Source organism: Cyclobacterium salsum (assembly GCF_010119245.1).
In the GTDB taxonomy this organism is placed as follows: domain Bacteria; phylum Bacteroidota; class Bacteroidia; order Cytophagales; family Cyclobacteriaceae; genus Cyclobacterium; species Cyclobacterium salsum.
On sequence record NZ_WNKG01000013.1, the window covers coordinates 1 to 16,224 of the forward strand.

Below are 16,224 nucleotides of genomic sequence, written 5' to 3' on the forward strand. Positions count from 1 at the left end.
GGTCAGGTTAGCGGACAACAGGTTCTCTGCTCCTATGGCCCGTGTCGTTTCCGTTTCGATGGCCGCTTCCAGTACGCCTTCTGCAGCCAGAGCTCGGTCAATTTCTTCATTCAATGCGGTCTGATTGCCAGCCGAAGAAGCGTCCACGTAATCCTTTACCGCTTTGGCACTGGTGTATTTGGTGTCCGATTCGCCGTCGGTGGTAATGTCGGTGCTTTTGTTGGAAAGATCTTCTTTTTCGGCTTCCACGGCCAGGGCACGGGCGGTTTCAGTGGCAATGGAGGTTTCCAGACTAGCATCATTGGCGATTCTTTCAGCCGTTTCGGTGGTCAGATCGGCATTAATCGTTGCCTCTGCTCCCTCTGCACGAGTTGTTTCGGAAGCAATCGCTGTTTCCAGAGCCGTATCTGCGGCTTGTCTTTCGGTAACTTCAGTATCCAGATCGGCCAAAATACCGGCTTCTGCCAATTCAGCCCGGTCGCTTTCGGTGGTAATGGCCAGCTCCAAATTGGTATCGACTGTCTGCCGGGCGCTGCTTTCGCTGGCCAGGTCAGCGGACAACTGATTCTCTACTCCTTCCGCACGGCTCGTTTCCGTTGCGATGGCGGCTTCCAGTACGCCCTCTGCAGTAATGGCACGATCAATTTCTTCATTTAGTGCGGTCTGATTGCCGGATGCCGATGCGTCCACGTAATCCTTTACCGCTTTGGCACTGGTGTATTTGGTATCCGATTCGCCGTCGGTGGTAATGTCGGTGCTTTTGTTGGAAAGGTCTTCTTTTTCGGCTTCCGCAGCCTGGGCACGGGCGGTTTCGGTGGCAATGGCAGTTTCCAGGGTAGCGTCACTGGCGGTTCTTTCGGTCGTTTCAGTATCCAGCGCGGTTGAAAGCGTGATATCTGCAGATTTTCGTTCGGCCGTTTCATTGGTCAGCGCCGTTTCCAAGGTGGCATCTCCGGATACTCGTGCCGCCGTTTCGGTGGTTAGGTCGGCCATAATAGTTGCTTCGGCTCCTTCCGCACGGGAGGTTTCTGTCGCAATCGCTGTTTCCAGTGCAGTATCTGCGGCTTGTCTTTCGGTCGACTCGGTGGCCAGGTCGGCTACAATACCGGCTTCTGCCAACTCAGCCCGGTCGGTTTCAGCTGTAATAGCTAGTTCTAAATTGGCATCGGCTGCCTGCCTGGCGCTGCTTTCGCTGGCCAGGTCAGCGGACAACTGATTTTCTGCTCCTTCCGCACGGCTCGTTTCCGTTGCGATGGCTGTTTCCAGTATTCCTTCCGCAGTAATGGCACGATCAATTTCTTCATTCAATGCGGTCTGATTGCCAGCCGAAGAAGCGTCCACGTAATCCTTTACTGCTTTCGCACTGGTGTATTTGGTATCCGATTCGCCGTCGGTGGTAATGTCTGTGGACTTATTGGCGAGGTCTTCTTTTAATGCTTCTACTGCCTGGGCACGGGCAGTTTCGGTTGCGATGGCCGTTTCCAGGGTAGCGTCACTGGCGGTTCTTTCGGTCGTTTCAGTGGTCAGCGCGGTTTCTAAGGTGGCATCTGCGGATACTCGTGCCGCCGTTTCCGTGGTCAGATCGGAAATGATCGTTGCTTCGGCTCCTTCCGCACGGGAGGTTTCTGTCGCAATCGCTGTTTCCAGCGCGGTATCTGCCACTTGTCTTTCGGTAACTTCAGTATCCAGATCGGCCAAAATACCGGCTTCTGCAGCCTCAGCCCGGTCGGTTTCGGCGGTTATGGCCGCGTCCAAACTGGTATCGGCTGCCTGCCTGGCACTGCTTTCGCTGGCCAGGTCAGTGGACAACTGGTTCTCTGCTCCCATGGCCCGGATCGTTTCCGTTTCGATGGCCGCTTCCAGTACGCCTTCTGCAGCCAGAGCTCGGTCAATTTCTTCATTCAATGCGGTCTGATTGCCAGCCGAAGAAGCGTCCACGTAATCCTTTACCGCTTTGGCACTGGTGTATTTGGTGTCCGATTCGCCGTCGGTGGTAATGTCGGTGCTTTTGTTGGAAAGATCTTCTTTTTCGGCTTCCACGGCCAGGGCACGGGCGGTTTCAGTGGCAATGGCAGTTTCCAGGGTAGCGTCACTGGCGGTTCTTTCGGTCGTTTCAGTATCCAGCGCGGTTGAAAGCGTGATATCTGCAGATTTTCGTTCGGCCGTTTCTTGAGTTAAATCATTAATAGCTACCTTATCATTAAGGAGAGAAGCTATTTTAGGTAAGGTTACGTAGGGTAATAACATGGATGCCGTGTCTTCCACGGTCAAATAGTCCGGAACATTTTCCAAATCTTCAAATTGCCCGGAAAGGGCAATGGCAGCCAAATCAGGTTTGTTTAGAATGGCAGCAGCACCGGCATTGGCCTCCCAATCGGGATTTACATTTTCTCCTGCTTTTAATAATACCCAGGATACCCCATCAAAATAATAGAAACCGGATTCCTTATCCGTTTGAAATATCAATAAACCCGTTGCCGGACTTAGCAATCCATTTCGTTGAGCTTCGATTAAGCGGGGAATAAGCAAGCCCTTTTCAGTGGATTGAATTTCCAAAGCGGCAGAGGTATGAGGATTTTCTGTACCAATCCCAACCTGGGCAAAGCCGAATTGCAAATTCGTTGCCAGTAGAAAAAATGCCAATAAAATTCGTTTCATTTTATCCGTATTTAATAGCGTTATTAAAAAGTGATTGCCCACAAACTAAAAATGAAAGCTTGCACTCATGTACAAATGAGATGATTTAAATATCCCTAAGCAAAAAAGAAATGTCTCAACTTGTCAATATGAAACAACAAGACAATAAGTAGCTTTTTAAAGGAAGTATAATACAAAAATCCGACTTTAAAATATTTGTAGAATAAAGTTTTTTCCGGGTAACTTTATTATTGAGTAGGGAAAAGAACTATTTTTTTGAATTCGTTTTTTGAATATGGGTTAATTAACTGTCAAAAGATAGTATGGTAGATCTCCTTATTGATCAAAAAAACCTAACGATTGTAGCACACACTAATTCCGACCCAGCAACGGAAAAGTGAAAGTGGCGATTCTGAATGGCCCTAATTTCGTAGGTTTTTACCCTTCCATTAATGACTACTATCGCTTCAATGCTTCGAATAAAATTTCCACCGGATGCAGGGCTTTTCTTCCCGTGCCATCTGCAATTTGATGCCGGCAACTGGTACCCGGGGCAGCGATCAGGGTGTCTTCCCCCGTGTCCCGTACTGCCGGAAACAACACCATTTCACCTATCTGCATGCTTAGTTTATAATGCTCTTTTTCGTACCCGAAAGACCCGGCCATTCCGCAACAGCCGGACGGGATGATATTTACCTGATAGTTGACAGGCAGTTCGAGTATCTTTTTTGAGTAATTGACCGATGAAAGTGCCTTTTGATGGCAATGCCCATGCAGATGAACTTGTTTGGATTCCGAGGTAAAATCTTCGGGACGAATATTTCCAGCAATGATTTCCTTGGCCAAAAACTCATCCACCATTTCACAGTGAAATTTAAGCGATTTGGCTTTTTCCCGAAGACTTTTAGTTACCAGCCGGGGATATTCATCCCGGAAACTCAAAATCGCTGAGGGCTCCAAGCCGATCAGGGGACTATCGGCACTAACTAGTTTGGAAAACATCGAGACATTCCTTTCGGCCATTTTCTGGGCGTAATCCAGCAACCCTTTGGAAATGGCTCCCCTGCCACTTTCTGCGTGATCTACCAGTTTCACCTCATAGCCCAAATGTCGTAATAAGGTAATGGCCTTAATTCCGGTAGCCGTATCGTTATGATTGGTAAACTCATCACAGAAAAAATACAGGGATTTGATAATAGGTTTACCGGATAACTTGCGGTATTCCTTTTTATACCAATTTCTTAGCGACTGTTGGCTGATGGTCGGCAGGTTGCGCTCGGAAGCCACCCCTAGAAATTTCTTCAGTCCTCCTCCAAAAATGGCATTGGTCAGGAAGAAATTTGAAATTCCCGGAATGTTGCTTCCCAGGCCATTCAATTTATTGATATACGCAAAAGCCCTGGACCGCAAGGGCACCCCGTTTGCTTTTTGGTATTGGTATTGAAACTCCGCTTTTAAGGTAGACATATCCACATTTGAAGGACATTCTGAGGTACAGCCCTTGCAGGAAAGACAGAGGTCCATGACCTCTTTAATTTCCGGGTGATCAAAGGGGTTTTTCTTATGGCTGTTGGTCAAAAATTCACGTAAGGTATTGGCCCGGCCCCGGGTGGTGTCTTTTTCATAGCGGGTAGCCTGGTAACTGGGGCACATGGTGCCTCCTCCGGAATTAGGTAATTTCCGGCAATCCCCCGAACCATTGCATTTTTCTGCCATGCGCAAAATACCTCCCACGTTACTGAAATCAAACTTTGTAGGAAAATCCGGTGTTTTCATTTCCGGTTCGTAGCGCAGGGAAGTATTCATAGGTGGCGCGTCCACGATCTTTCCGGGATTAAAAATTCCCTTGGGATCCCAGGTAGCCTTTACTCTTTTAAACAGGTCGTAATTTTCCTGTCCGACCATCATGGGAATAAAAGCAGCTCTAACCCTGCCATCACCATGTTCACCGCTCAGCGATCCACGGTATTTTTTGACCAGTTTGGCACTTGCTTCGCTAATTTGATAAAATTCTTCCACATCTTTGGCCTTCTTTAGGTCGAGAATGGGTCGAAGATGGATCTCTCCGGCACCGGCATGGGCATAATATACCGGCTCCTGCCCAAATTCCTTGATGATCTCTGCAAACTCATCAATGTAATCTGCCAGGTCTTCGATAGCCACCGCCGTGTCCTCAATACAGGCAACCGCCTTTTTGTCTCCCGGAATATTGGCTAGTAAGCCCAGGCCGGCACTTCTAAGCTGCCACGCGCTGTCGGTCCGGTCCGGACCTATTACCGGAAAGGCATATCCCAACCCGGCTTGTTTTAAGGCTTCCACAAACACAAGTCCTTTTGCCCTGGCTTCTTCGATATCTTGTCCCCTGAATTCCACCATCAATATGGCTTTGGGGTCGCCTTCGACAAAATCCCGATTCCTGCTTTGCTCCACGTTTTCTTTGGTACAGTCCAGGATAATTTTATCCATCAACTCCACCGCCGTTGGGCTTTTTTTCATCGCCACCTGTGCGGCTTTCATGCTCTCATGGATGCTTTCAAAATGAGCCGCCACGACGATGTCAAACGGTTCAGGCAACCGGTCCAGGTGGATCTTGATTTCAGTAATGATGGCCAATGTTCCTTCCGAGCCGCAAAGCAACTTGCAAAAATCAAAAGGATTACGGGAGTCTGAAAAAAGCTGGGTTTCCAGCAGGTAATCCACTGCATACCCGGTATTTCTACGATGGATACTGGCCTTGGGAAAGTGCTCCCGAATATTCTTCTGGGTCTCAGGCTTCTCAAGTTCCTCCCGAATATGCCGGTACAAGGCTCCCTCCATGTCATCCTGCTTGCACTTTAACTCAAAATCCGAGGGGGTCATGGATTTAAATACCGCCTCACTTCCATCACTGAGTAATACCTTAAGCTCCAGTACATGCTCCCGGGTGCTACCATAGACGATAGAGGTTGTCCCACAACTGTTGTTCCCCACCATTCCCCCTATCATGGCCCGGGTAGCCGTGCTGGTAATGGGGCTAAAAAAATACCCATGCTCTTTGAGGTAATTATTCAATTCGTTCCGTACCACGCCGGGCTGTACACGAATCCACCCCTCCTTTTTATTGAATTCGATGGCTTGATTCATGTATTTGGAAACATCTACTACGATCCCTTCTCCCACGCACTGACCGGCCAAAGAGGTGCCCGCCGTCCGGGGGATCAGGGAAGTTCCCTGCTCAGAGGCAAAGCGAATCAATTTTTTTATGTCACTGGTATTTTTGGGCAAAGCAACTGCCAGGGGTAAGGAACGGTACACAGAAGCATCCGTGGCATATAACGTTTTCATCAAACTGTCAAAATGCAGTTCTCCGTCCAGTTCCCTGGCCAATTCATTCAATAGCGAGGTAAAATCCTTTTTCGTACTACTCATGGCTCAAAAATAGAACAGATAAGGCTAGGAATGAATAGCTGCCTTGGATTTTATTTCAGAATGAATGGCTGCCAAACCGATTATGGTTCTTATTTTTGAAATAGTAAGCAACCATCTAAACCCAGGACCACCTGATATGCTACTAAGCGAACCAATAGATCAATTTCAAACAGACCATCTACGAAAAAAGGGCTTGCTCCATCCGGATGAAGAAATTCTCGGAAGCGAGAAAGCCGGGGAGGGAAACATGAACGTGACGCTGTTGGTAAAAACCGATAAGCGGACCCTGGTTTTGAAACAATCCAGGCCCTTTGTTGCTAAATATCCCCAGGTACCCGCACCCCAAGAGCGAACCGGAATAGAATTCAGGTATTACCAATGTCTGGCCGATAATCAGGTGTTGGAACATTATTCACCGAGGGTCTTAGGGTTTGACAGGGAGCACTGGATTTTGGCCATGGAGTATGTAGAACAGGGGACAGACTTTCTGGGCATCTATCAAAATCCCGCTATGTTCACCGAGGAGTTGGTTGAAGAACTACTTCATTATTTGAAGGAGCTGCACGGTTTGCCAAAACCAGACTTTCCCGGTAACATGGCCATGCGAAACTTAAACCAACAACATATTTTTGAACTGCCATTTCAGAAAGAAAACGGTTTTGATCTGAATGCTATCCAACCTGGCTTGGAGGAATTATCCCTTCTGGTAAAAAAGGATGCTTCCCTGATCACAAAAATCAGTTCCCTGGGTAAGCGGTACCTTTCGCCAGGTAATCACCTGCTCCACGGAGATTTTTATCCCGGAAGCTGGCTCAACAGCCCCAAGGGATTAAAAATCATCGATACGGAATTTGCCTTTTTAGGTGACCCTGAATTTGACCTGGCTATCCTGCTGGCGCATCTGAAAATGGCCAGGGTACCCGAAACCACCGTGGAACAAATTCTCCAACAATACTCGCTGGAAAAAACGTTGCTGGCCGCCTTCACCGGCGTGGAAATTCTCCGCAGGCTTTTTGGCCTGGCCCAATTGCCGCTGAATTTATCCCTGAAAGAAAAAGAAACCTTAGCTAAACACGCCATCCAACTTATCCTCCATGAACAATTTTAATCCAACTTTTTGTCTTTTTTTGATACTATTGATTCAAGCTTGTGCATCTGCTCCGGAAGAAAAAAAGCCTGATCGTGAAAACGATGTATTATCCATCAACCGGGAAGAGCTGGCGGATAAAGTGAAGGGAATGCTGGTGGGCAGTGCCATTGGCGATGCGATGGGTGCCCCGACGGAAATGTGGAGCCGGGAGGCGATCCAAATGGAGTACGGATGGGTAGAAAACCTGGACTCCATGGTACGGGAAGTATCTCCGGAAGGTATCTGGAAAGTAAATTTACCGGCAGGAGGCACCACAGACGATACCCGATGGAAAAAATTAATGTTCGAGTACCTGGAAGAGCAGGATGAATTTGACCTGAACCCCCGGGAATTTTCCTTGCATATCGTCCGTGAATACGAGCAGTACTTTCAGGATTTCAAATCCCTGAAACCCGAAGAAATGGAAGCCTTGGAATTTGCCAATTTAAGGGTCTTATGGTTGCAGGAATGGTATAAGGTGTCCCTACCGATAGGAGAAAATGATTTAATGGCCTACCAGCGGGCACTTGGGAAATTTTACGGGGGAGAAATGGTGTGCGCCGGGTTACTCTATTCCCCGGCCATCGGTATCCGGTATCCCGGGCAACCTGAAAAAGCCTATGAACAGGCCTATCACTTAAGCCTGTACGATATTGGGTATGCCAAGGACATCAGTGCCCTTTCGGCCGCTATGACCGCGTCCGCCATGACCGCTAATGGCGATAAAATGAAATTGCTGGATGTGCTTCGTTCGGTAGACCCGGAATCTTTCTTTAAAAGTCGTCTGGTCGGAAGAAGCAGTTACCGGGCATTGCAAACAGCCCTTTCCATCGCCGAGGAAGTAAATACGGGCAGATCGACGGAAAAGGAATTCTCCGCTGCCGGTTCATCAACGGAAAACGCCATGAAAAGGGCTTTCACATTACTGGACCAGCACCTACAAGACATGCCTTTTCATGCCGGAGAAATCCACCTGCAGGTGTTAACGGCCATGTTGGTTTCCGATTTCGACTTTCAGGACAGTTTGACCTTTCTGGTAAACTATGGAAGGGATAACGATACCACGGCAGCCATTTTGGGAGCGATTCTGGGTGCCTTCCATGGCTACGAGAAGCTTCCTGATGCCATGAAAAATCAGGTGCTGACAGTCAATAAAAACGTGCTGGATATTGATCTAAATGAACTTGCGAAAAAACAAACCGCCCATATCCAGTCCCTTTACGCCTGGCCCGATTAGCATCTCGAAATTAGCTGGTGCTGCCAATCTCCATTCGCTAAAAACTTGTAGCCGCTGGGTTGCCTGTGTCCTACCGAAATCAGCAAGAAAGCAGCCATTCCTTCCTAAAAACCTGTCTTTGCGTTAACCAGACAAACGCATTACCCTCTATCAACTCGATTATAAGTTACATCGAAAAAAGATGTTTTTTCATCTATTACAGAATTAAGATCATTCATAACAAATATTTGTTTTAATAACATAAGGATTAAAATCCTTGATAAAAGAATAAAAATTAATTAGTATGTCATTAACGCTCAAATTCATAGATAAAAATAGTTCTGGTTTTTTTTCCACCGTAAAAGAACGGGTGGAACAATACTTCGAAACCAATGCCCTGTCAAAACGGGCAAACCGGTCCATGGTACTTAAAACCATCACCTATTTAGTCTCATTCGCTGTTTTATATTTCACCATTTTACTGGAAGTATTTCCTACCTGGGTTTCCCTTCTGTTAGCCATTGGGTTGGGAATGAACATGGCATTTATTGGATTTAATATTTGCCATGATGCCCTTCACGGTTCCTATTCATCCAAGCCATGGGTCAATAAAACTCTCGGCTTCCTTTTTAACGTCATCGGTGCCAACGTTTATATTTGGAAAATCACCCACAATAAAATCCATCATACCTACACCAATATAGTGGGCCACGATGGTGACCTCGAGATCGCTCCTGGTGTGGTAAGGGTGTCTGCAAGGGAAACACATCGCCCCATACATCGCTATCAACACATCTACGCCTTTTTCTTATATTCGCTGGCATCCGTGTCCTGGTTTTTTAAGAAAGACTATAAAAAGTTTTTCCAGAAAAAAATCGGCCAACATGAGAACAACCATCCCCGGATAGAATACATCAAGCTATTTTCTTACAAACTGATGTATTACAGCCTTTTCATCATCATTCCCTTGCTGGTAATGAGCATTACCTGGTGGCAATTCCTTATTGGCTTTTTGGCACTAAATCTGGCTATGGGCTTGGTAATAGGCCTGGTATTCCAACTGGCGCATCTAGTGGAACAAACGTCCCTACCGAATCCTGGTAAAAATGAAAATATAGAAGAAGCCTGGGCAGAACATCAGATGAAAACCACCGCTAATTTTGCAAGAAACAGTCGGTTAACCACCTTTCTATGCGGAGGTCTGAACCTACAGGTGGAACATCACCTTTTTCCAAAAATCTGCCACATCCATTACCCTCAAATCTCGGGAATCGTTAAAGATACTTCTCTTGAGTTTGGATTACCCTACCATGAAAATAAGAGCTTCGCTTCAGCCTTGAAATCACATTACAACTTTCTGAAAAAAGCGGGAAGAAAGTGATCGTATTTGAGTGGAGCAGGCTTACACCCAATTGGTGTTCTTATAATAGGGAGTCTTGCTAAATAAGTATATTTCAATACTCCGTTTGCTAACTCTCATGGCCTGATTTGGTTAGGAAGTAGTATACTTCTAAAGAGACCCAAATGGAAAGTAACCTGATAACCACCGCTTTTTTACCCTTAGCCCTGGCATTTATTATGCTGGGGATGGGTCTAAGCTTAAACCTTGGCGATTTTAAAAACATTTTTAGATATCCCAAGGCCATGGTGTTGGGATTGTTTTGTCAGTTGGTACTATTACCGGTACTCGGTTTTTTTTTGATCTTGGGTTTCGGACTGGAAGGAACGATGGCGGTGGGGATTATGATCATCGCTTGCTGCCCCGGTGGGCCCACTTCCAACATGATCACCCACTTAAGTAAAGGAGACACGGCTCTGTCCATTAGCCTGACCGCTATGAGTTCGGTGATAACCATTTTCACCATTCCTCTGTTGGTTAATTTTTCCATTGTTTATTTTGGGGAAGAAGGGAGTGTTTCGCTCCCCTTTATCCCTACCGTACTTCGGATTACTGGAGTAACCTTGGTTCCTGTCGCCATTGGCATGTGGCTAAAACACCGTTTTGCGGCAATGGCACAAAAGGCGGACCGGCCCGTTCGAATTGCTTCCATCTTATTTTTCGTTCTGGTCGTGGGAGGAGCTATCTTAAATGAAAAGGATCAAATAGTTAACTTCTTTGCCGTAGCTGGGCCGGTAACTTTATTGCTGAATGTACTCACGTTTGGACTATCCCTACTATTTTCCCGACTTTTGACACTTCCAGTGCCGCAACAATTGGCGATCAGCATCGAATCCGGCATTCAAAACGGAACCTTAGGTATCATGATTGCTGCTACCTTACTGCAGAATTCAGCCATGGCCATACCGGTAGTTATATATAGCTTGATCATGTTCGTGGCCTCTATCCTGATTGTGTCCATCGCTGGAAGAATGGACAAGGTCCGATTGGTAAAAGCGAAAGGGTAATACCCGTCTTTTCAAGACTTTAAAAAAAATAAATCTTTCTCCTGCGAAACGGTTCCAATGCTGGCGCAATGAAGTTTACCCCTTTTCCATTTATAACCCAAACTGCCTAAGGTGGTGGTCCACATGCAGCCAGACCACCTTCCCCCATTCCTGGGTATTTAGAGGACCAAAAAAAGGATGAGGTGCCGTAAAGCCCTGACCTGGTTCCGCAAATTGCTGTAAACAGGAGACAAAAAGTAATTTCTCCTCCTCAAATACCTCAGGGTCTATTTTCCCTTTGGTTTCAAATGGGGCTGCCGTTTTGACATTTTTAGGAAACCAGGGTAAAATATGGAGGATTAAAAATTTTAAGGCTTTTTGCTTGAAACTTCCTGGTAGAACCGGTTTGTTCCAGGAAAGAATTCTTTGGTTTGCTACATTACAATGGTGCAGCATTTCGGTGGCATTCATCCTACCCCAGGAGGGTTTGGTTTGAGAAGTCAGGGGAGCTACCCGCGCCATTAATCCGGCCACTGCTGAACTATCCAGGACGCTTCGTTGCATGGCTACACCAAAACATCCTTAATTACCCGACCGTGCACATCGGTCAACCTAAAATCCCTGCCTCCAAAGTGATAGGTCAATTGCTTGTGGTCTACTCCTAATAAATGAAGAATGGTCGCGTGCAGGTCGTGAATGCTGACCGGATTTTCTTCCACACGGTACCCGTACTCATCGGTCCTGCCATAGATGGTCCCGCCTTTGATGCCAGCACCAGCCATCCACATACTAAAAGCGGAGGGGTTGTGATCTCGTCCGTCTTTACCTTGAGCAAAGGGAGTTCTGCCAAATTCTCCCGACCAAACGACCAGGGTCTCCTCTAACAATCCCCTGGATTTCAAATCCTTTAAGAGTCCGGCAATGGGTTGATCCACCGCGTGGGCATTTCGTTCATGTCCATCCTTTAGCCCATGATGCTGATCCCAGCGGTCGATGCCTTTCTGATAGGGACAGGTAAGCTCCACAAACCGCACGCCTCTTTCTACCAGCCTCCTGGCCATCAGACATTGTGCCCCATAACTTCGGGTATTGGGATCTTCGTCAAACAAACCGTATAGCTGTTGCGTGGCTCTGGTTTCGGAAGCAAACTCACTGAGCTCTGGTACGGAGGATTGCATGCGGTAGGCCAATTCGTAATTCTTGATCGCCGCTTCAACCTCATCCGATTTTGCCTGGCCCTTTTCATCCATTTTTTGGATAAACGCCAATTTATCCTGCTGGAAAGCTGCCATGCTGCTATCGGGTTGAATATTGGCAACAGGTTTTTCACCTGTTTTCATTATGGAAGCCTGGTAATCGGCAGGTAAAAATCCATTTTTGAAATTATCCACGCCTCCGGGAGGAACCAATCCGCCATCCAAGACCACATAGCCGGGCAAATTGCTATTTTCAGTACCCAACCCATAATTGATCCAGGCCCCCATACTAGGTCTGCCCTGAAGGCCGCTTCCGGTATGTAAAAAATAATTGGCATTGGTATGCTCCGGAAAATTAGAAACCATGGACCGAATCAGTGCTAAATCATCCACACAGCTAGCAATGTGAGGAAATAGTTCACTCACGGCCATCCCCGACTCCCCGTATCGCTTGAATTCCCAGGGGCTCTGCAAAATTTTGCCATTGTCGTTAAATTGCGTCGCATCAATTTTAAAGGTGGGATCCATCCCGTTTTCTTTAGCCAACCGGGGCTTTGGATCAAAGGAATCTACCTGGGAAACCCCACCGTCCATATACAAAAAGATGACATTTTTGGCTTTGGGAAGGTAGTGAGGCGTGGTGGCCAACTGCGAAAGAAAATCAACGGATTGCTTATCCCGGGATTTGCAGGAAGAACCCAACATGCCCATAAAGGCCAGGGAACCAAATCCGCACCGAGTAATATTCAACATTTCCCGGCGGCTAAGCCGCTGATTCAATAGGGGTTTGTGATGATGCATGGGGCTACAATAAATAAATAAACGATTTCATGTTAAATAGGGCATGGCAATATTCTTTCCAAGCCTGGAGGGCAATGGCCTCAGGGTCGGAATCACCGGTTGTTTCTTTATGGATGGGGACCGAAGCCAGAAACTTCTTCCCTGCCTTGATTTCAGATGCCGAAGGAGGTCTGGAAAAAGCTCGTAAATAAGCTTCCCGAATCCTCTCTTCGGTGGATTGCCCCTTACCAGCAAGAATTCGCGCTGCCATTAGGCCAGCCTGTTCGGCTACAAAGGGATCATTCATCAGAAAGAGTGACTGCGCCGGCACATTTGTCACATCCCGTTTACCGAATGTATTAAAGGGTGTGGGCCGGTCAAAGGTGGTCATCATCCGGTCCAGAAAATTTCTACGAACTTCCAGGTAGATGGAACGCCGGCCATTTCCATCCAGCGGTCCTGACTGCCCGGGTCTTCCCCTACCCTGCATAAAATCTGTCAGGTGTACAGGAACCGGCGCTCCGAACAAGGTGCTGTCCAATGCTCCTGATGCAACCAACATGGCATCCCGGATCGCTTCTGCTTCTATCCTTCGAATAGGATAATGGGATATATACTTATTTTCGGGATCCTTTTCACCATTTACTGAGGTCGTGCTTCGGCGAAAAGCATCCGTCATGACCATCGCCTTAATCATGGATTTTAAAGACCAGCCTTCCTCCCTGAATGTAATGGCCAGGTAATCCAGCAGTTCCGGATGACTGGGGAGCTTCCCTTGCAAACCAAAATTATCAACCGTTTCCACAAGGCCTTTTCCATAAACATGGTACCACAGCCGATTGACCATTACCCGGGCGGTAAGTGGATTGTCCGGATGCAGGATTGTTTCCACCATTTCCCTTCTCCCGCTCCCAGCATCGCGAAAGGGATCCTGTGCGTCCAGAATTTCCGGAAGAAAAGCCCTGGGAACTGCCTGCTCTTCAGTTTCCATATGATTTCCGCGGATAAAAATCGGGCTTTCACGTGCAAAACCTTCCGAGACTCCCTGAATAAACACCGTATCCTTGATCGGTGCCAACAGCAGATCCATTCCCAAACGCGTTTTCCTACTTTCCGGAAAACGACGCACAAGCTTACCCGAAGTTAGCTGTTGATTGAGGTAGTCCACATCAGCAGCCGTAGGGTGCCCTTCCTCCCAACGGTAGACTGCCTGCGAAAGGGAATTCACCGGGGAATAACGAGACCTTTCTTCCGGATAAAACCAATCTCTGTCAAATGCAGTCGCATAAGCCACTTCAATATAGGCATCCGGATCCTGCCGGTACGTATGCCGCACATAGGAACCCGGCAGGAACTCCAGGTAAACCTCATGTCCCATCCAGTCACTTACGTCAAAAATATAGTTTTCCCAATCGGACTCATTTACTTTCTGGTCCAAACCTCCGTAAATGGGGTAACTGATCAATTGAAAATTGTCCATGATTACCCGGATACTGCCCCCCTTTCCACGGGCACGAACACCCAGATAGGCATGATCAATTTTAAAGTCAGGTGACCGAAGGGCACCGTAAATTCCCTTTCCCAAAATCCTGCTAGAGGCCATCCCCGTTTTCAGGCCGGTAAGCTCACCTGTTTTTATGTCAAAATCAGGTTCTCCCAGCGTAGTACCCACTCCAAATGCTCCTCCATCGGTCTTCCATCCCTGAAAATCCGGTCCCCTGAAATCCCCTAAAACGATACCGGAATTTCCGTCTTTTGTTGCCTTAACGGGTTGCGATTGGTTAACCAGCAAAACCGGCACCGAGTCGGTGGTAGGTTTTTCCCAGGCCCCTCCCACCATTTCCTTAAGTTGCTCCTTGAGTTGCAGCACCTCCTGCAATGCCTCCTCCTTTTTTTTGAAATTGCCTGCAGGGATGGGGCTAAAACGGGTACTACCCAATACACCGTATAACGCATAGTAATCAGCGGTGGGAATGGGGTCAAATTTATGATCGTGGCATTTGGCACATCCGATCGTAAGCCCCTGAAAACTTTTGCCAATCACATCGGCCATGTTATCTATCCGGTCAGCTTCATCCTTTTTAGTATCCACGGGACTATGCGTCCCCTCTGTCATGGTTAAAAACAGGGTGCCCAGAATGGATTCATTTTGCCCGGTTTCCGGATGAAGCCTGGGGGCTACCATTAGGTCTCCCGAAAGCTGTTCCCGGACCAACTGATCGTAGGGGATGTCTGCATTTAAGGCCCGAATCATGTAATCTCTAAACCGCCAGGCCCCTTGAATCTCATAATCAAACTCATGTCCCTTGGTTTCGGCATACCGCACCACATCCAACCAATGACTGGCCCATTTTTCTCCAAATGCCGGGTCGTTCAGGTAATTGTCCACCAGCAATTCATAAGCTCCCGGTTGATCAGCTTCCAAATAAGCATCTATCTCTTTCTGTCCGGGAGGCAAGCCCGTTAATACATAGGATAGGCGACGTATCAACTGGTACTTTTCTGCCGGTTCAGCCTGCGAAAGCCGCTGCTCCGTCATTTTTTCATCCAGAAAGGCATCAATTTGTTCGGGAATGCTTGACTTGAGGTTTGCGTTGGAAATTTTTGGAGGTAAAAATGCCCAGTGAGGTTGGAATTCCGCACCCTGGTTAATCCATTTTTTTATTAAGCTTATTTCTAAATCAGTCAACTCCAGATTGGACGCAGGCGGAGGCATTTTCAGCTCGGGATCAGAATTGGTAATCCGATGGAATACTGCACTTTTGGACAGGGAACCTGGGACGATGGCAGTCACACCGCTTTCCAGCAGCCGGGTGGCACCTGCTGCCAGATCCAGTCGTAAACCAGCCTCACGGCTGCTGGGATCAGGGCCATGACAGAGGTAGCATTTTTGTACCAGGATTGGTTTGATATGGTAGTTAAAATCAACCCGCTCCGGTAAGCTTGCCCTTTCCTTTGTTTCACAGGAAAGCAGAACTTGTCCGCTAATGATCGCTATTAGGAAAAGTTTTAGGGTCAAAACCTTTCTCATAGCCTTGCCATAGGATCTTATTACATTTTTCACCAATACACCTGTTTTCAGTCAATTTACTTATTAATCCAGGAAATTCAATGGCTGGCTACTAATTTATACAAATAATTGAGGTAAAGACGCGCCAAAAAGGATACTAATGCCTGGAGAACCACTAAAAAATATTGAGCTATTAGTATACTATTATTTCTATTTTAATTTATTTAAAATAAATTATCAAATTTATAAAATCAAATTAAACTATGAATAAATCAATTTATAATCTTAAAATAGGTTTAATTCAATATGATATTACTTATTTGAAAAACAGCGAATCTCAAAAATCAATACCAAATTTTGAATTTCAAGAGAAAAGGTTCATTCGTATTAAAACCTAAATTTTTATTATAAATTTTAAAAAATTTTATTTGGTAAATAATAAATATACTAAATTTTTAATATA

8 protein-coding genes and 1 pseudogene are annotated in these 16,224 nt (G+C 46.6%); 4 read left to right on the plus strand and 5 right to left on the minus strand.

Annotated features, from left to right (window positions below):
• A pseudogene (locus GJS45_RS20020) lies at positions 1-2,658 on the minus strand (hypothetical protein); the annotation flags it as partial.
• A gap of 438 nt (positions 2,659-3,096) precedes the next feature.
• Entirely contained in the window at positions 3,097-6,045 is a 2,949-nt protein-coding gene (locus tag GJS45_RS20025) for an FAD-binding and (Fe-S)-binding domain-containing protein (protein WP_162343656.1), read from the minus strand.
• A 136-nt stretch (positions 6,046-6,181) separates the two neighbouring features.
• On the opposite strand from GJS45_RS20025, the gene GJS45_RS20030 reads away from it, so the two are divergent.
• From GJS45_RS20030 to GJS45_RS20045, 4 genes are all read left to right on the plus strand, one after another.
• Positions 6,182-7,153 carry a phosphotransferase gene (locus GJS45_RS20030; protein WP_162343657.1) on the plus strand — a complete coding sequence of 324 codons (972 nt, stop codon included), beginning with the start codon at positions 6,182-6,184 and terminating at the stop codon, positions 7,151-7,153.
• The gene (locus GJS45_RS20035) at positions 7,140-8,411 is read left to right on the plus strand and encodes an ADP-ribosylglycohydrolase family protein (protein WP_162343658.1); all 1,272 of its coding nucleotides are present in this window, start codon (positions 7,140-7,142) and stop codon (positions 8,409-8,411) included. The genes GJS45_RS20030 and GJS45_RS20035 overlap by 14 nt, the downstream gene beginning before the upstream one ends.
• 283 nt (positions 8,412-8,694) lie before the next feature.
• Positions 8,695-9,771 (plus strand): fatty acid desaturase family protein, encoded by a 1,077-nt coding sequence (locus tag GJS45_RS20040; protein WP_162343659.1) that lies wholly within the window; start codon positions 8,695-8,697, stop codon positions 9,769-9,771.
• Positions 9,772-9,914: 143 nt separating this feature from the next.
• Positions 9,915-10,796, plus strand: a complete 882-nt coding sequence (locus GJS45_RS20045; RefSeq protein WP_162343660.1) for a bile acid:sodium symporter family protein — start codon at positions 9,915-9,917, stop codon at positions 10,794-10,796.
• A gap of 90 nt (positions 10,797-10,886) precedes the next feature.
• On the opposite strand, the gene GJS45_RS20050 is transcribed toward GJS45_RS20045, so the two are convergent.
• The 3 genes from GJS45_RS20050 to GJS45_RS20060 are packed head-to-tail and all read right to left on the minus strand — an operon-like array spanning position 10,887 to position 15,815.
• The gene (locus GJS45_RS20050) at positions 10,887-11,339 is read right to left on the minus strand and encodes a DUF1569 domain-containing protein (RefSeq protein ID WP_162343661.1); all 453 of its coding nucleotides are present in this window, start codon (positions 11,337-11,339) and stop codon (positions 10,887-10,889) included.
• Between the two features lie 2 nt (positions 11,340-11,341).
• On the minus strand, positions 11,342-12,772 hold the full coding sequence (locus GJS45_RS20055; protein WP_202928133.1) for a DUF1501 domain-containing protein: 1,431 nt from the start codon (positions 12,770-12,772) through the stop codon (positions 11,342-11,344).
• Between the two features lie 4 nt (positions 12,773-12,776).
• Entirely contained in the window at positions 12,777-15,815 is a 3,039-nt protein-coding gene (locus tag GJS45_RS20060; RefSeq protein WP_235954888.1) for a PSD1 and planctomycete cytochrome C domain-containing protein, read from the minus strand.
• Positions 15,816-16,224 lie beyond the last annotated feature (409 nt).